Genomic DNA, 15,917 nt, shown 5'->3' with positions numbered 1-15,917 from the left:
TCGGGAATGTTGCGCCGGCGTGAGGGTGAACCGTCGTTGTCGTGCGCGGGATTCACTCATTGCGGCGTCGGCGGCTTGCGCTGACGCACGTAATCCAGTCACTCCCGTTCCCAATCCAAGGAGTTGAAAATGAAGTCGCCTGCAAGTCTCCGCACGCATTTCTTCGCGCCCTTGGCACTCGCCTTCGCACTCACCCTGGCCGCCGCGCCGGCGGTGCAGGCCGCAGACGGGTTCCGCTTCGAGCAGCGAAATCTCGTGTCCGACGGATTCATTCCCGCCGAACACACCGACCCCAACCTCGTGAACTCATGGGGCATCGCCTTCAACCCATTCGGATTCGTCTGGGTCGCCGATGCCGATGCCGGGGTATCGACGCTTTACGACGGTGACGGCAATGCCAACGCGCTGGTCGTGGCGATTCCCTCGCCCGGCGATCCCAGTGGCGGCGGCGAGCCCACCGGCATCGTCTTCAATGCATCCAACTTCTTCACGGTCACCAACGGCACGGCCACTGGCGCCAGCCGCTTCATCTTCGCGACCGAGCAGGGCGTGATCGCCGGTTGGGCGCCGAACGTCGATGTCACCCACGCCATCACCGCGATCGACAATTCCGCCAGCGGCGCCAACTACAAGGGCCTGGCATTGAGCGCAGGCGGTAACGGGCAGTTGCTGTATGCCGCCGACTTCTTCCATGCCCGCGTCGACGTGTTCGACAGCACGTTCAAGCCGGTGCAGATGCCGGCCGGCGCCTTCAAGGACCCGCGCATACCGGCAGGCTTCGCGCCGTTCGGCATCCATGCGATCGGCGGCAACATCTACGTCACCTATGCCAAGCAGGACGCGGCGATGACCGACGAGGTGGTCGGACCGGGGCTTGGCTACGTCGACGTGTACACGCCTAACGGCCAGCTGATCCGGCGCATCGCTTCGCGCGGAAGCCTCAACGCTCCCTGGGGCGTCGCGCTGGCTCCGGCCAAGTTCGGCTTCTTCAGCAACGCGCTGCTGATCGGCAACTTCGGCGATGGGCGCATCAACGCCTACGAGCCGGTGTTCGGCTTTGCGCTGGGGCCGCTGCGCGACAAGCACTTCCAGCCGATCGAGATCGAGGGGCTGTGGGGCATCGGGTTCGGCAACGGATTCCTCAACCAGCCGGTCAACACATTGTTCTTCGCCTCAGGACCGGATGACGAGGAGCACGGACTGTACGGGCGCCTCGACGTCATTCCGTAGTCCGACAGCGCAAGAGGAACCGACGAAAGAAAGGCCCGCGTGAGCGGGCCTTTCGATGTTGCTGCAACGGTGGAGGCGGGACTTAGAAGTCCATGCCGCCCATGCCGCCCATGCCGCCGCCCGGCATCGCCGGCTCGTCCTTCTTCGGCAGCTCGGCGACCATCGCTTCGGTCGTGATCATCAGGCCAGCGATCGAAGCTGCGTTCTGCAGCGCGGTGCGGGTGACCTTGGTCGGGTCCAGGATGCCGAACTCGATCATGTCGCCGAACTCGCCGTTGGCGGCGTTGTAGCCGAACGCGCCGTTGCCTTCCATGACCTTGTTGAGGATGACCGACGGCTCGTCACCGGCGTTGGTCACGATCTCGCGCAGCGGCGCTTCCATCGCACGCAGGGCGATGGCGATGCCGTGGTTCTGGTCTTCGTTGATGCCCTTGAGGCCGGCGATCGCGGCCTTGGCGCGCAGCAGCGCGACGCCGCCGCCCGGGACGATGCCTTCTTCAACGGCAGCGCGGGTAGCGTGCAGCGCGTCTTCGACGCGAGCCTTCTTTTCCTTCATCTCGACTTCGGTGGCGGCACCGACCTTGATGACGGCCACGCCGCCGGCCAGCTTGGCCACGCGCTCCTGCAGCTTCTCGCGGTCGTAGTCGGAGGAGGTCTCCTCGATCTGCGCCTTGATCTGCTTGATGCGGCCTTCGATGCCAGCGACTTCGCCGGCGCCGTCGATGATGGTGGTGTTTTCCTTCGAGATCTGCACCTTCTTGGCGCGACCGAGGTCCTTGATGGTGGCCTTGTCGAGCTGCAGGCCGACCTCTTCGGAGATCACGGTGCCGCCGGTCAGGATGGCCATGTCTTCCAGCATCGCCTTGCGACGGTCGCCGAAGCCCGGAGCCTTGACGGCGCAGACCTTGACGATGCCGCGGATGGTGTTGACCACCAGGGTCGCCAGCGCTTCGCCTTCGACTTCCTCGGCGATGATCAGCAGCGGCTTACCGGCCTTGGCCACGCCCTCGAGGACGGGCAGCAGGTCACGCACGTTGGAGATCTTCTTGTCGTGCAGCAGGATGAACGGATCTTCCAGTTCGGCCTGCATCGACTGCTGGTTGTTGATGAAGTACGGCGACAGGTAGCCGCGGTCGAACTGCATGCCCTCGACGACGTCGAGTTCGTTCTCCAGGCCCGAGCCGTCTTCGACGGTGATCACGCCTTCCTTGCCGACCTTGTCCATCGCCTGCGCGATGAGGTCACCGATGTTGGTGTCGGAGTTGGCCGAGATCGCGCCGACCTGGGCGATTTCCTTGCTCGTCGAGGACGGCTTGGAGATCTTCTTCAGCTCCTCGACGGCGCTCACGACGGCCTTGTCGATGCCGCGCTTGAGGTCCATCGGGTTCATGCCGGCGGCGACCGCCTTCATGCCTTCGCGGATCAGCGCCTGGGCCAGCACGGTCGCGGTGGTGGTGCCGTCACCGGCGTTGTCGGAGGTCTTGGAAGCGACTTCCTTGACCATCTGCGCGCCCATGTTCTCGAACTTGTCGGCGAGCTCGATCTCCTTGGCGACGGACACGCCGTCCTTGGTGATCGTCGGGGCGCCGAAGCTCTTCTCGAGCACGACGTTGCGGCCCTTCGGGCCCAGGGTGGCCTTGACGGCGTTGGCGAGCGTGTTGACGCCGCGCAGCATCTTGGTGCGCGCGTCCTCGCCGAAGCGGATTTCCTTGGAAGCCATTGCGGATTACCTCAAAAAAGAATCAGGGAAAAAGGATTCGCGGGAAGCGGGCGATCAGCCGAGGACCGCGAAGATGTCGTCTTCCTTCACGACCAGCAGCTCGACGCCGTCGAGCTTCACTTCGGTGCCGCTGTACTTGCCGAACAGCACCTTGTCGCCGACCTTGACCTTGGGCGCGCGCACGTTGCCGTTGTCGAACACCTTGCCCTCGCCGACGGCGACGACTTCGCCCTTGATCGGCTTTTCGGTGGCCGAATCCGGGATCACGATGCCGCCGGCGGACAGCTTTTCTTCTTCCATGCGCTTGATGACCACGCGGTCGAACAGCGGCTTGATATTCATGGCAACGCCTCCGAAGAGAGAATGTAAGTGGTTGAATGAGCGGGAAAAGTTGCGAGATTTTAGCAGTCACTCGAAGAGACTGCCAAGGCCGCATGCAAAGAAATCCCGGCGAACCGGGACGAGCGAGTAATGGGGCCGGCGCCAGGCCTTTCAAGGGCGACGCGGTGGCAGGGGCCCAGAAAAAGAAAGAGCGCGTCCCCCGAGGAACGCGCTCCGTGGTGTTGAGATGGCCGTCGTCCTCGGCGTGGCGCAATCCTGCGCCGATCCCTAACCGACCCCTTGTCTGTGCCGACGTCCGTGTCGGCGAGGGCAATGGTGGGCGGCGGCGGGGATATTGCCTAGAGGCACCGACTTGCGGCACTGTTGACTCCCGGTAGCGGGCGCCCAACGAAATCCCTGAAAAAAGCCGGTTTCCCGTGATGGGTAATGTTCTACACGCTACCAATAGGACACAGCCTGAGGCGTTTATTGGTCACATCGTGAGCGTCGCTGTCCTCGTCGATATTCAACGGAAGGAGCCGACATGACACCGCAACAACGCATACGCCTGGCCCGACGGCACGCCGGTCTTTCGCAGGCGGCCCTCGGCGCCGCCGTGGGAGTGCAGCGCAGCGCCGTCGGGCATTGGGAGGCGGCACAGGGCAAGTTCCCGAGCGCAGCACACCTGCGCGAGGTGGCGATGGTGACGGGGGTGCAGTTCGAATGGCTGGCCACCGGCCGCGGCAAGATGACGCTGTCACCGGATACTGCGCTGGACTCGGTCGCTGCGGTCGACGCCATCCTGGTCGACGACCCGCTGGAACTGCGCCTGCTCGGCGCCTTCCGCGATGCGCCGACGCTGGCCAAGGCGCCGCTGGTGGAACTGGCCGAGCAACTCGCCCTGCAACGGACGGGGAGGCCGCGCGGGACGCGCGAAGCCGCACGCATCCCGAGTTGACGGCCCGCGGGGGACGACGGCATGGAACGCTGGGTTTCCCGCCTCGCCCGCCGCAGGGGCGGGCGCTAAACTGGCGCCCCTCATGCCGACCCCGACCGATTCCGCCGTGCGGCTGCTGCTGAGCACCTGCCCGGACGTTCCGACCGCCGACACCATCGCCAGGACCCTGGTGGAGGAACGGCTGGCCGCCTGCGTCAGCCGGTTGCCGGGCCTGCACTCGACCTATCGCTGGCAGGGCTCCGTCGAACAGGCCGGGGAAGTGCTGCTGCTGATCAAGACCACCGCCGGGCGTCAGGACGCGCTGATCGCGCGGCTACAGGCCCTCCATCCGTATGAACTGCCCGAAGCGATCGCGGTCGAAGTCCGCGGCGGCCTCGCCCCGTACCTGGATTGGGTGGCCGAACAGACCCGTGACGATGACTGATTCCACCTTGCGTTCCCTGATCCGTTTCCCCGCCGTCCGATTCGTCGCGGCCCTGTTTGCCGGCCTGGCGCTGGCCGGCCCGGCCAGTGCGGCGATCGATCCCGACGACCTGCTGCCGGTCGACGAGGCCTTCGCGCTGTCCGCGCAGGCCGCCTCGCCGGACCGCATCGCGATCCAATGGCGCATCGCCGACGGTTACTACCTCTATCGGCACCGGATCAGCGTGCAGACCGACGCCGGCTTTGCCGCGCAGCCGCTGCAACTGCCGAAGGGCGAGTCGCACGAGGACGAGTTCTTCGGCCGGGTCGAGACCTACCGCCAGTCGCTGACTGCGGAGCTGCCGGGACAGGCCCGCGCTGGCAGCGTCACCCTGAAGATCAAGTACCAGGGCTGCGCCGACGCAGGCATCTGCTATCCGCCGCAGACCCGCAGCGTGACGGTCGCGCTGTCGAGCGCCGCCGCGGCCGAACCGCTGGTGCCGTTCGGCGCGCAGCCAGGCAGCGCGCCATCAGGTGGCGGATTGCTCGGCAATACCCCGGGTGCGACCGATGCCCTGCCGTTGCCGCCGGAGCAGGCATTCCGCTTCGAAGCGATCGCCCAGGACGGCAACACGCTGTTGCTGCGCTTTACTCCCGCGCGCGGCTACTACCTCTATCGCGACAAGACCTCACTGAAGCTCGATGCCGCGGCCGCGAAGTCCGGACTCTCGCTCGGCGCGCCGCGCTGGCCACAGGGCGTGGCGCATCGCGACGAACATTTCGGCAACGTGGTGGTGTTCTTCGATGAAGTGGAAGTGCCGGTGCCGCTCGGCCGCACCCACGCCGATGCGACGCCGCTGCGCCTGACCGCAACGTTCCAGGGATGCCAGAACGACGGCATCTGCTACCCGCCGATGACGCGCAGCATCGATGTCGCGCTGCCCGCCGGCAGCGTGCAGGCGGCGGCGCCACCGGTTGCGCCCGTTGCAGCCGCTGAGGCACCGCTGTCCGCGGACGATGCTTCGCGCTCCAGTGCATCCGTATCCGAATCCGCGGCAGCGCCACAGGCGCGCAGCGAAGCCGCCGCTGCGGCGCCGGACAGCAATCTCGCCGAAGACAGCCGCCTTGCCGCGGCCCTCTCCGGCCCGAACCGCTGGTGGGCGCTGCTGAGCTTCTTCGGCTTCGGACTGCTGCTGGCCTTCACGCCCTGCGTGCTGCCGATGATCCCGATCCTCTCCGGCCTGATCGCCGGCCATGGCCCGGGCCTGGGTGCGCGCCGCGCATTCGCGCTGTCGTTCATCTATGTACTGGCGAACGCGCTGGTGTTCACCGTGGCCGGCGTGGTCGCCGGGCTGGTCGGCGCCAACCTGCAGGTCGCCTTCCAGACGCCGTGGGTGATCGTCGCGTTTGCGGCGCTCTTCATCGCGCTGGCGTTGTCGAGTTTCGGGCTCTACGAATTGCAGTTGCCGGCCGCGCTGCGCAACCGGCTCGGCTCGATGAGCGACAGCCAACGTGGCGGTTCGTGGATGGGCGTCGCGGTGATGGGCGCACTGTCCGCGCTGATCGTCGGCCCGTGCGTGGCGCCTCCGCTCGCGGCTGCGGTGCTCTACATCGGCCAGACCCAGGATCCGGCGTTCGGCGGTGCCGCGCTGTTCCTGCTGGCGATGGGCATGGGCGTGCCGCTGCTCGCGTTCGGCGTGGCCGCCGGCAAGGGCCTGCCGACCAGCGGACCGTGGATGGTCGCGGTGCAGCGCGTGTTCGGCTTCGTGTTCCTCGGCCTGGCGGTGTGGATGCTGTCGCGCGTGCTGCCGGCGCCGGCGACGCTGGCGCTGTGGGGCGTGCTGCTGCTGGCCGCTGCCGCTGCGGTCGCGCTGGCATTGAAGGCGGTTCGCCGCGACGGCGCGCGCGTGCTTGGCTGGACCACCGCGCTGCTGCTCGGGCTGCTCGGCACCGCCCAACTGGTCGGCGCGATGGCCGGGAGCCGCGATCCGCTGCAGCCGCTGGCCGGGCTGTCCGGGGGTGTCGCCGAAGCCCGCGAACTGCCGTTCCGCAAGATCAAGTCGGTGGCCGACCTCGACCGCGAAATCGCCGCCGCCCGGGCCGCCGGCAAGCCGCTGCTGCTCGACTTCTATGCCGACTGGTGCGTGTCCTGCAAGGAAATGGAGAAGTACACGTTCCCGCACCCATCGGTGCAGTCGGCGCTGTCCGGGTTCGTGCTGCTAAAGGCCGACGTCACCGCCAACGACGACCTCGACCAGGCCCTGATGAAGCGGCTGGGCATCATCGGCCCGCCGGCGACGCTGTACTACACCGGCGGCGGCGAACGCCGCGAGCTGCGGCTGTTCGGTTTCGAAGAGGCTGACAAGTTCGTCGAGCGCGCCAGGCGGGCCACGCGCTGATGGGCCCCACCGCGAAGGTGCTGCTGGTCGCGGCGGTCGCCGGGGTACTGGGCGCGGTCGCGGGGTTGTGGCTCAACGGCCCTGGCCCGCTGCTGCGCACCGAAGTCGGCCAGCGAGCCCTCCAGGGCGCCCTCGAGGCCAGCGCCCCCAAGCCGCCGGCGGATCTCGCGGTGGCCCGGCGCGGCGAGGTCATTCCGACCGTGAAGCTGCCTGGTCTGGACGGGAACGTCCGCGAACTGCCAGCGAACTTCACGGGACGCCCCCTGCTGGTGAACCTCTGGGCGAGCTGGTGCGGACCCTGCATCGAGGAAATGCCCGAGCTGGACCGGTTCGCGGCCGCCCAGGGCACGAACGGCACGCAAGTGGTCGGCATCGCGCTGGATGATGCCGCAGCGGTGCAGGACTTCCTGACGCGCATCCCCGTCCGTTACCCGATCCTGCTGGACCAGGCGGGCCCGCGAGACGCCGGCGTGCAACTGGGCAATCCCAAAGGGGTTCTGCCCTATACCGTGCTGGTTTCGGCCGACGGCCGCCTGCTCAAGCAGAAGATCGGGCCTTTCCGGCATGGCGAAATCGAGGACTGGGTCTCGAATTAGAGCGGCCACTCAAACAACTGCTTAATTCCTGACAACTTCGCCGATACGGTAGCGAACGTCTGGACACCCCGGCTGGCATCGCGCACACTGCCCGCCCTTGAGTCCTTTGCCGGCTTTGCCGGCGCGCGAATGGCGAAGCTGCTGGTCCTGCATGGCCCCAACCTCAACCTGCTCGGCATGCGCGAGCCGGAGGTGTACGGCCACGCCACGCTCGACCAGATCGACGCGGACCTGCGTGCACGCACCGAGGCCGCCGGCCACGCCTTCGACAGCCTGCAGTCCAACGCCGAACACGCGCTGGTCGACCGCATCCAGTCCGCACGCGCGGACGGCACCGCACTCATCCTGATCAACCCCGCCGCCTTCACCCACACCAGCGTGGCGATCCGCGACGCACTGGCCGCGGTGGCCATCCCGTTCTACGAAGTACACCTGTCCAATCCGCACCGGCGCGAGCCGTTCCGCCACACCAGCTACTTCAGCGACCTCGCCGTGGGCGTGGTGTGCGGCTTCGGCGCGGACAGCTACCGGTATGCCCTCGACGCCGCGTTGTCCCGGCTTGCCGCCGGCACCGCTCACTGATTCCAACTCACCCGCCCGTTGCCACGGGCACAGACCTAGAGGCCCATCCATGGACCTGCGCAAGATCAAGAAGCTCATCGACCTGCTCGAGGAATCCAACCTCGCCGAGATCGAGATCAAGGAAGGCGAAGAATCCGTCCGCCTGGCCCGCACGCCGAAGGGCACGATGGTCGCCCCGGCACCGGTCATGCACGCCGCGCCTGCCGCCCACGCGCCGGTGATGCCGATGCACGGCCCGACCGAAGCGGCCAGCGGCGGCACGCCCAAGCCCGCCGCCGACCTGCCGCCCGGCCACATCATGCGCGCGCCCATGGTCGGCACGTTCTACGCCTCGCCGGCGCCGGACAAGCCTGCGTTCGTCACCGTCGGCCAGGCCGTCAAGGCCGGCGACACCCTCGGCATCATCGAGGCCATGAAGATGTTCAACCCGATCGAAGCCGACGTGGCCGGCACCGTGCTCAAGGTGATGGTCGAGAGCGGCCAGCCGATCGAGTTCGACCAGCCGCTGTTCGTGATCGGGTGAGCGGGGACTTCGAGCGGCGCAAGCCGCGAGCCCGCGAATGCCATCGCGCATGCAGTCGCGATGGCCGGGGGCACAGCCCCAACTACTTCGTAACGGAATAAGCCCATGCTCGACAAAGTCGTAATCGCCAATCGCGGTGAGATCGCGCTGCGCATCCTGCGCGCGTGCCACGCGCTGGGCATCCGCACGGTCGCGGTGCACTCCACCGTCGACCGCAACCTCAAGCACGTCGCGATGGCCGACGAGTCGGTCTGCATCGGCCCCGCGCCGTCGACCGACAGCTACCTCAACATGGCGCAGATCATCGCCGCGGCCGAAGTCACCGACGCACAGGCGATCCATCCCGGCTACGGATTCCTCTCCGAGAACGCCGACTTCGCCGAACGCGTGGAACAGTCCGGCTTCATCTTCATCGGCCCCAAGGCCGACACGATCCGCCTGATGGGCGACAAGGTCGAGGCGATCCGCGCGATGAAGTCGGCCGGCGTGCCCTGCGTGCCCGGCAGCGGCGGTCCGCTCGGCGACGACCCGGCGACCAACATCAAGATCGCGCGCGAGATCGGCTACCCGGTGATCGTCAAGGCCGCTGGCGGCGGCGGCGGCCGCGGCATGCGCGTGGTCCACACCGAAGCGCACCTGACCACGGCGATCCAGACCACCAAGACCGAAGCCAAGGCCGCGTTCGGCAACGACATGGTCTACATGGAGAAGTTCCTGGAGAACCCGCGCCACGTGGAGATCCAGGTGCTCGCCGACGGCCAGGGCCATGCCATCCACCTGGGCGAGCGCGACTGCTCGATGCAGCGCCGCCACCAGAAGGTGGTCGAGGAAGCGCCCGCACCCGGCATCACGCCGGAGCAGCGCGCCGAGATCGGCAAGGTCTGCGTGGAAGCCTGCCTGCGCATCGGCTACCGCGGCGCCGGCACGTTCGAGTTCCTCTACGAGAACGGCCGCTTCTACTTCATCGAGATGAACACCCGTATCCAGGTGGAGCATCCGGTCACCGAGATGGTCACCGGCATCGACCTGGTGCGCGAGCAGCTGAACATCGCCGCCGGCCACAAGCTCTCGATCAAGCAGAGCGACATCGTGCTGGAAGGCCACGCGATCGAGTGCCGCATCAATGCGGAAGATCCGGATACGTTCATGCCGTTCCCGGGCCTGATCCAGCACTTCCACGCACCGGGTGGCCCGGGCGTGCGCGTCGACAGCCACATTTACGAAGGCTATCGCGTGCCGCCGAACTACGACTCGATGATCGGCAAGCTGATCGTGCACGGTCCCGACCGCGAGACCGCGATCGCGCGCATGCGCGTGGCACTGTCGGAAATGGTCGTGGATGGCATCAAGACCAACATCCCGCTGCAGCAGCGGATCATGTCGGATGCCGGATTCCAGCAGGGTGGCATGAACATCCACTACCTGGAAAAGCGCCTGAAGGAACAGAAGGAAAAGGCGCTGTCGATCGTGTGACCGACCGCCCTTCCCGATGCGGAAGGGCGTTGAAACGAGCGTGATAACGGAAAGCCGCGGCGCGAGAGTGCCGCGGCTTTGTTGTCAGCGGGCCTGTTCGGCCAGCGCCTGCGTCTGCGGCGCGTCGACGACCTGCACGCCCGCGCTCGAAATCGGGCTGAGCACCTGCACGTACTCGGTCGAGCCGTCGGGCCAGACGACCTTGAACGTGCTGCCAGGCGGCAGCGACGAGAACGGCGAACCGCTGCGCGCGCGATGGATCGCGGCGATCTGGGCGGCGCCCTGCGCACGTACCTCGGCCGGCGAGTCCGCCGAAGCCGCCGCCACCGCGGACAGCTCGTGATATTCCTCGCCGTTGATGACGTCGATCACGACGTCCGCGGTTGCGACCGAATAGATGCCGACCAGCAGCAGCCAGAAGCAGGCCTTGGCTCTGCGTAAATTGCGGTTCTCGCTCATATTCATCCTCTCCCCCCGCCCAATAGCGAGGCGACCATCTCGTCCACCGCTTCCGCGCCTTGCGCGCGCGTAGCGCTATTAACGAATCGTTGGAAATCCTGCCCCTGCTCGCGTGAACAGATGCCACCGTTCGCGCAATAAGAAGTCATCAGGGCACTGTCCGGGCCGCAGCTCATCCCGAGTTCGCATGCCGCCACTTGCCAGGCCAGTTCGCTTTGCTGGCTTCCGGCGACCTGGTCGGCCAATTCAGGTTTGCCGTTCGCGACGGCGCCCATCACGGGCGACAACGCCAGATAGGCTTCCGCATCCTTCGAACGGCGTACGCGCAGCACGAGGCTGCGCAGGTAATTCTCATCGTTGCTCAGTGGCCGACCCATTGCGACCAGCGAGGCCTCCGCAGCCAGGCTGCCGGCGCGCGCCGCCTGGATCCGGCGCACGAGCATCGCCTGGAACAGCCGGTCCTGAGGCGCGAAACGCGCGCAACGCTGGCTCACGCGCTGGCGCGAAGTCGCCATCGCCTCCGACGTGGACAGACGCATCGCGGCGATGGCTTCGGTGTCGTGGGCGTAGCCGGTCGGCGCCATCGCGAAGCCGGCGCAATAGTCGTACGCACGGCTCGCCATCCAGGCGGCATCGGGATCGCCCGCGCGCACGGCGGCATCGAGCCTCTGCACGTAGGCATACAGATCCGGCGCGGTTTCGAATTCCTGCCGGGGCGTCGGCGCACGCAGTGTCACGTGGCGATTGGCGACAACGGCATCCTCGATACGACCCGAGAACGGCGCCGCCGGCAGGTCATGCACCTCGGCGGGACCGCCCACGGATACCGCGTCCACCACCCCGCCATCCGGCATCACCGGAGCGCCATGCCGCTGCCAGCCATGGTCGCGCGCAAAAAACAGCGCGGCCAGCATCGCGGACGCCGCGATGAGACCGAACACATGTTTGTTGGCGCTGCGCGGCACCATCCGTCAGCGGCCTTCGCCGATGTGCGGACGGGGCCGGCCGTGGGGCGCGGGCATCCTCGTCTCCTGGAGCGCCTGCCGGGCAGGCACAAAATCCCGGCCATTCTAGGGGGAACTGGCTCCGGTTGCCGCATCGACATTGTCGCTTTCCACGCAACCCAGCATGCCGGCGGCAGGACGCTCTTTACGCCGTCCCGGGCGCGGCCCAACATGCCCGCTCCCCCGTTGCCCGTTGCCCCATGCCGTTCCTCGAACTCACCCTGCCCTGCACCGAAGTCCAGCAGCCCCGCTACGAGCGCGCGCTGGAGAGCGTCGGCGCGCTTGCCGTCACCCTCGCCGACGCCCACGCCGACGCCCCGGACGAGCAGGCGATCTTCGAGCCCGGCGTCGGCGAAACGCCGCTCTGGCACGAACTGGTGCTGACCGCGCTGTTCGAGGCCGGCACGCCGCAGGAACTGCTGCTTTACGCGCTGGGCGCGGCCGACGAAGGCCTGGACTGGTCGCAGGTGCGCTTCCGCGAGGTCGAGGACCAGGACTGGGAACGCGCCTGGATGGACCAGTACGAGCCGCTGCGCTTCGGGACGCACACCTGGATCGTGCCCTGGAACTGCGATCTGCCCGAGGGCGCCGACGCGCCAGATGCGGCCGTGGTCCGGCTCGATCCCGGCCTGGCGTTCGGTTCGGGCACACACCCGACGACCGCGCTGTGCCTGCAATGGCTCGACGAACTGGCATCGCAAGGTCATCTGCGCGAAGCGCGGGTGCTCGATTTCGGCTGCGGCTCGGGCATCCTCGCGCTGGCCGCGCTCAAGCTCGGCGCCCAACAGGCCGTCGGCGTGGACAACGATCCGCAAGCGCTGATCGCCACCCGCGACAACGCCGAGCGCAACGGCGTCAGCGACCGCATGGCCGTGCACCTGCCCGATGACGAACCGCAGGCGACCTACCCGGTCGTGGTCGCCAACATCCTCGCCACCGCGCTGATCGCGCTTGCCGACACGCTGGCATCGCGCGTTGCTCCGGGTGGGCACATCGCGCTGTCGGGCATCCTGGCCGGACAGGAAGACGAAGTGCTGGCGCGCTATGCGAAGGACTTCGACCAGCTGCGCGCCGACCGGCTCGAAGACTGGATGCGCGTCACAGGCGTGCGTCGGGGCTGAGGCCAATCGTGCCCGCTGCGTGATTGAATAACCGGAATGTTCGCGCCCTGCCCGCATTGCGGTTTCCTGGTCGCCCTGGCCACGACCCGCCACAACCCCAAGCAGCGCTGCCCGCGCTGCGACGAGTTGCTGCGCGCCGAGCCCGCCGCCAAAGCCGCGAAAACACGGGCCGCGGCGCAACCGACGGCCGATGCGTCGGTTCCTGCGGCGACGGAAGTGGCCGCAACGCAAACGGCGGCAGCAACTCCTGCGCCCGTGGCGGAAGAATCGCCGCCAGCGCACACGGAGCCGGATTCCGATCCACCCGCTACGCCCGCGGTGGAAGCGCATCCGCAAGCCCCGGAAACGGCCCCGGCCGATACGGCTGAGGTATCGGTGCAGCCCCTCGCCGACGCACCAGCCGAGCCTTCCTTCGAGGAATCCATCGCCGCATCGTCGCTGGCGCCAGCGAATGCGCGCGCCGCCACGCCTCGCCGTCCGCACGCGCGCGCCACGCCAAGCTTTGCCCGCGCTCGCCAGGCCGCGCCCGCGCGACCGCACAACTGGCGCGGACCGGTGGCCATCGCCGCGCTGCTGCTGGTACTGGCGCTGCAGTTGCTGTTGGCGCAGCGCGCGGAACTGGCCATGCAGGCGAACTGGCGGCCTGTCGTCGCCGCAGTGTGCAGCGTGCTGCGCTGCGAGCTTCCGCCCTGGCATGAGCCGGTGGCATTCACGATGCTGGACCGCAACGTGCAACCCAAACCCGGCATGGCCGGCGTACTCGCGGTCAGCGCCAGCTTCCGCAACGACGCTCGCTGGCCCCAGCCCTGGCCCACACTCGTGCTGAGCCTGTCGGATGTCGACGGCCGCCAGGTCGGTCAGCGGGCGTTCGCCCCCGCCGAGTATCGCGAGCACGGCACCGCCGATCTGCTGGCGCCCGGCCAGAGCGCCGCGGTCCAGCTCGATGTCATCGAACCTGCACCGCGGATCGTGGCGTTTACCTTCGATTTCCGCTGACGGCCACCCCCCGACGGTCGCGTTGTTTACCGCGACGCCCCCGCGCTAGACTCGCCGTCCCGTCTGCAGGACCGCGTGCAAATCGCGGGCAGGGGAACCAGACCGGGATTACGTCAGGGGACGCCTTTTGAACGCAGCTGCCAACGAAGCCAATCGCCATCGCGTGCCGTTGCGCGACCATGTGGCCACGTCCATCCGCCGTTACCTCGGCGACCTCAATGGGTCTGACACCGAGAACCTGTACGAGATCGCGCTGCGCGAACTCGAGATTCCGCTGTTCGCGGAAGTCCTGGAGCACTGCGACGGCAACCAGAGCCGCGCGGCGGCCATGCTCGGCATCCATCGCGCCACATTGCGCAAAAAGCTGAAGGACTACGGGCTCGCCTGAGCCGGGATCCGATCACCCTGCCGCAGCCGGCATCGGTGGTCAGCGCGGCGCCCAGCCCGGCGCGACCGCATGACCCATGTACCGGAGCGCGCGAGTCCGCCCGGGCCGCGGCGTATAATTCCGGGGCTTTTTCCTCCTCCCAAAGCCCCCTCATGAGCATCGATCCTGCCGCCCCGCCGGTGAAACTCCGCCGCGCGCTGCTTTCCGTTTCCGACAAGACCGGCCTGATCGAACTGGCCCGGTCGCTCCACGCCCACGGCGTCGAACTGCTGTCCACCGGCGGCACCGCCAAGGCGATCCGGGATGCCGGCCTGCCGGTCAAGGATGTCGCCGACGTCACCGGCTTCCCCGAAATGATGGATGGCCGCGTCAAGACGCTGCATCCGATCGTGCACGGCGGCCTGCTCGGCCGCGCCGGCACCGACGACGAGGTGATGGCGCAGCACGGCATCGCGGCGATCGACCTGCTGGTGCTGAACCTGTATCCGTTCGAGAAGGTCTCGGCCAATCCGGACAGCTCGATGGAGGACATCGTCGAGAACATCGACATCGGCGGCCCGGCCATGCTGCGTTCGGCGGCGAAGAACTTCGCGCGCGTCGCCGTGGCGACCGATCCGGCGCAGTACGCCGGCATCGTCGCCGAGCTCGACGGCAACGGCGGCACGCTGTCGGCGGCCACGCGCTTTCGCCTGTCGGTCGCCGCGTTCAACCGCGTCGCCCAGTACGACGCCTGCATCAGCGACTACCTGTCGGCGCTCAACGACGACGGCTCGCGCGCCTTGTTCCCGGCGCAGCAGAACAGCAACTTCGTCAAGGTCATGGACCTGCGCTACGGCGAGAACCCTCACCAGCACGGCGCGTTCTACCGCGACCTGTGGCCGGTGCCGGGCACGCTGGCGACGTTCACCCAGCTGCAGGGCAAGGAACTGAGTTTCAACAACCTGGCCGACGCAGACGCGGCGTGGGAATGCGTGCGTCAGTTCGAGCGCCCGGCCTGTGTGATCGTCAAACACGCCAACCCCTGCGGCGTCGCCGAGGGCGTGGCCTGCGGCGATGCCTACGAACTGGCCTACGCCACCGACCCGACCTCCGCCTTCGGCGGCATCATCGCCTTCAACACGAAGCTCGATGCGGCTACCGCCAAGGCCATTCTCGACCGGCAGTTCGTCGAGGTGCTCATCGCGCCGGATTACGAGGATGGCGCGCTCGATTACGCGAGGAAGAAGGCGAACGTGCGCGTGCTGCGCATCCCGCATGGCGAAGGCCGCAACAACATGGACGTCAAGCGCGTCGGCTCGGGCCTGCTGATGCAAACCAGCGACATCCGCGAAGTGACGCGCGAGGAATTGAAGGTCGTCACCAAGCTCGCGCCCACGAAGGAGCAGCTCGACGACCTGCTGTTCGCCTGGCGCGTGGCCAAGTACGTCAAGTCCAACGCCATCGTGTACGCCAAGGACCACCGCACGATCGGCGTCGGCGCGGGCCAGATGAGCCGCGTCTATTCGGCGCGCATCGCCGGCATCAAGGCGACCGATGCCGGGCTGGTGGTGCCGGGTTCGGTGATGGCCTCCGATGCGTTCTTCCCGTTCCGCGACGGCATCGACGCCGCGGCGGAAGCCGGCATCAAGGCGGTGATCCAGCCGGGCGGTTCGATGCGCGACAACGAAGTCATCGCCGCGGCCGACGAACACGGCATCGCGATGGTGTTCACCGGCGTGCGTCATTTCCGCCACTGAGGCTTCCGG

General features: G+C 67.6%; 16 protein-coding genes. 12 read left to right on the top strand and 4 right to left on the bottom strand.

Annotated elements, in window-relative coordinates; translation table 11 throughout:
• Positions 1-129 precede the first annotated feature (129 nt).
• On the top strand, positions 130-1,230 hold the full coding sequence (locus tag IU514_RS08970) for a TIGR03118 family protein (protein ID WP_194930751.1): 1,101 nt from the start codon (positions 130-132) through the stop codon (positions 1,228-1,230).
• Between the two features lie 82 nt (positions 1,231-1,312).
• Here the strand turns inward: IU514_RS08970 and groL are convergent, their stop codons facing one another.
• Positions 1,313-2,950, bottom strand: a complete 1,638-nt coding sequence (gene groL, locus IU514_RS08965) for a chaperonin GroEL (protein WP_194930750.1) — start codon at positions 2,948-2,950, stop codon at positions 1,313-1,315.
• A gap of 54 nt (positions 2,951-3,004) precedes the next feature.
• Positions 3,005-3,292, bottom strand: coding sequence for a co-chaperone GroES (gene groES, locus IU514_RS08960; RefSeq protein ID WP_194930749.1), 288 nt, complete (start codon positions 3,290-3,292; stop codon positions 3,005-3,007).
• 523 nt (positions 3,293-3,815) lie between these two features.
• On the opposite strand from groES, the gene IU514_RS08955 reads away from it, so the two are divergent.
• The 7 genes from IU514_RS08955 to accC all read left to right on the top strand — a co-directional run bounded on the left by IU514_RS08955 (position 3,816) and on the right by accC (position 10,204).
• Positions 3,816-4,229 carry a helix-turn-helix transcriptional regulator gene (locus tag IU514_RS08955; protein ID WP_194930748.1) on the top strand — a complete coding sequence of 138 codons (414 nt, stop codon included), beginning with the start codon at positions 3,816-3,818 and terminating at the stop codon, positions 4,227-4,229.
• Positions 4,230-4,311: 82 nt separating this feature from the next.
• Entirely contained in the window at positions 4,312-4,653 is a 342-nt protein-coding gene (gene cutA / locus IU514_RS08950; protein ID WP_194930747.1) for a divalent-cation tolerance protein CutA, read from the top strand.
• Positions 4,646-7,030, top strand: a complete 2,385-nt coding sequence (locus IU514_RS08945) for a protein-disulfide reductase DsbD (protein ID WP_194930746.1) — start codon at positions 4,646-4,648, stop codon at positions 7,028-7,030. Before cutA ends, IU514_RS08945 begins: the two co-directional genes overlap by 8 nt.
• Positions 7,030-7,626, top strand: a complete 597-nt coding sequence (locus tag IU514_RS08940) for a TlpA family protein disulfide reductase (protein WP_194930745.1) — start codon at positions 7,030-7,032, stop codon at positions 7,624-7,626. The genes IU514_RS08945 and IU514_RS08940 overlap by 1 nt, the downstream gene beginning before the upstream one ends.
• 129 nt (positions 7,627-7,755) lie before the next feature.
• The gene (gene aroQ / locus IU514_RS08935) at positions 7,756-8,208 is read left to right on the top strand and encodes a type II 3-dehydroquinate dehydratase (RefSeq protein WP_194930744.1); all 453 of its coding nucleotides are present in this window, start codon (positions 7,756-7,758) and stop codon (positions 8,206-8,208) included.
• 49 nt (positions 8,209-8,257) lie between these two features.
• On the top strand, positions 8,258-8,731 hold the full coding sequence (accB, locus tag IU514_RS08930) for an acetyl-CoA carboxylase biotin carboxyl carrier protein (RefSeq protein ID WP_194930743.1): 474 nt from the start codon (positions 8,258-8,260) through the stop codon (positions 8,729-8,731).
• A gap of 105 nt (positions 8,732-8,836) precedes the next feature.
• Positions 8,837-10,204: an acetyl-CoA carboxylase biotin carboxylase subunit gene (gene accC, locus IU514_RS08925; protein ID WP_194930742.1), complete on the top strand. Its 1,368-nt coding sequence runs from the start codon at positions 8,837-8,839 to the stop codon at positions 10,202-10,204.
• Positions 10,205-10,288: 84 nt separating this feature from the next.
• On the opposite strand, the gene IU514_RS08920 is transcribed toward accC, so the two are convergent.
• Positions 10,289-10,663 (bottom strand): hypothetical protein, encoded by a 375-nt coding sequence (locus IU514_RS08920; RefSeq protein WP_194930741.1) that lies wholly within the window; start codon positions 10,661-10,663, stop codon positions 10,289-10,291.
• Positions 10,664-10,665: 2 nt separating this feature from the next.
• Positions 10,666-11,577 carry a hypothetical protein gene (locus IU514_RS08915; RefSeq protein ID WP_228760590.1) on the bottom strand — a complete coding sequence of 304 codons (912 nt, stop codon included), beginning with the start codon at positions 11,575-11,577 and terminating at the stop codon, positions 10,666-10,668.
• Between the two features lie 290 nt (positions 11,578-11,867).
• Between IU514_RS08915 and prmA the strand changes: the two genes are divergently transcribed.
• The 4 genes from prmA (at position 11,868) to purH (ending at position 15,908) form a co-directional block, all read left to right on the top strand.
• Positions 11,868-12,788 (top strand): 50S ribosomal protein L11 methyltransferase, encoded by a 921-nt coding sequence (gene prmA, locus IU514_RS08910; RefSeq protein WP_194930740.1) that lies wholly within the window; start codon positions 11,868-11,870, stop codon positions 12,786-12,788.
• Between the two features lie 36 nt (positions 12,789-12,824).
• Positions 12,825-13,784: a DUF3426 domain-containing protein gene (locus IU514_RS08905; protein WP_194930739.1), complete on the top strand. Its 960-nt coding sequence runs from the start codon at positions 12,825-12,827 to the stop codon at positions 13,782-13,784.
• 127 nt (positions 13,785-13,911) lie between these two features.
• Complete coding sequence (gene fis / locus IU514_RS08900; RefSeq protein ID WP_194930738.1) at positions 13,912-14,172, top strand: DNA-binding transcriptional regulator Fis; 261 nt, start codon at positions 13,912-13,914, stop codon at positions 14,170-14,172.
• Between the two features lie 152 nt (positions 14,173-14,324).
• The gene (gene purH / locus IU514_RS08895; protein ID WP_194930737.1) at positions 14,325-15,908 is read left to right on the top strand and encodes a bifunctional phosphoribosylaminoimidazolecarboxamide formyltransferase/IMP cyclohydrolase; all 1,584 of its coding nucleotides are present in this window, start codon (positions 14,325-14,327) and stop codon (positions 15,906-15,908) included.
• Positions 15,909-15,917 lie beyond the last annotated feature (9 nt).

Origin of the sequence: Lysobacter niastensis (assembly GCF_015453285.1) — a bacterium.
Classification (GTDB): Bacteria; Pseudomonadota; Gammaproteobacteria; order Xanthomonadales; family Xanthomonadaceae; genus Lysobacter_J; species Lysobacter_J niastensis.
Note: the sequence above shows the minus strand (reverse complement) of the source record. Positions and strands in the feature narration are given on the sequence as shown.

Coding starts and splice junctions, on each gene's coding strand:
- IU514_RS08970 (WP_194930751.1), top strand. CDS start 130: ATGAAGTCGCCTGCAAGTCTCCGCACGCATTTCTTCGCGCCCTTGGCA.
- groL (WP_194930750.1), bottom strand. CDS start 2,950: ATGGCTTCCAAGGAAATCCGCTTCGGCGAGGACGCGCGCACCAAGATG.
- groES (WP_194930749.1), bottom strand. CDS start 3,292: ATGAATATCAAGCCGCTGTTCGACCGCGTGGTCATCAAGCGCATGGAA.
- IU514_RS08955 (WP_194930748.1), top strand. CDS start 3,816: ATGACACCGCAACAACGCATACGCCTGGCCCGACGGCACGCCGGTCTT.
- cutA (WP_194930747.1), top strand. CDS start 4,312: ATGCCGACCCCGACCGATTCCGCCGTGCGGCTGCTGCTGAGCACCTGC.
- IU514_RS08945 (WP_194930746.1), top strand. CDS start 4,646: ATGACTGATTCCACCTTGCGTTCCCTGATCCGTTTCCCCGCCGTCCGA.
- IU514_RS08940 (WP_194930745.1), top strand. CDS start 7,030: ATGGGCCCCACCGCGAAGGTGCTGCTGGTCGCGGCGGTCGCCGGGGTA.
- aroQ (WP_194930744.1), top strand. CDS start 7,756: ATGGCGAAGCTGCTGGTCCTGCATGGCCCCAACCTCAACCTGCTCGGC.
- accB (WP_194930743.1), top strand. CDS start 8,258: ATGGACCTGCGCAAGATCAAGAAGCTCATCGACCTGCTCGAGGAATCC.
- accC (WP_194930742.1), top strand. CDS start 8,837: ATGCTCGACAAAGTCGTAATCGCCAATCGCGGTGAGATCGCGCTGCGC.
- IU514_RS08920 (WP_194930741.1), bottom strand. CDS start 10,663: ATGAGCGAGAACCGCAATTTACGCAGAGCCAAGGCCTGCTTCTGGCTG.
- IU514_RS08915 (WP_228760590.1), bottom strand. CDS start 11,577: ATGCTGGCCGCGCTGTTTTTTGCGCGCGACCATGGCTGGCAGCGGCAT.
- prmA (WP_194930740.1), top strand. CDS start 11,868: ATGCCGTTCCTCGAACTCACCCTGCCCTGCACCGAAGTCCAGCAGCCC.
- IU514_RS08905 (WP_194930739.1), top strand. CDS start 12,825: ATGTTCGCGCCCTGCCCGCATTGCGGTTTCCTGGTCGCCCTGGCCACG.
- purH (WP_194930737.1), top strand. CDS start 14,325: ATGAGCATCGATCCTGCCGCCCCGCCGGTGAAACTCCGCCGCGCGCTG.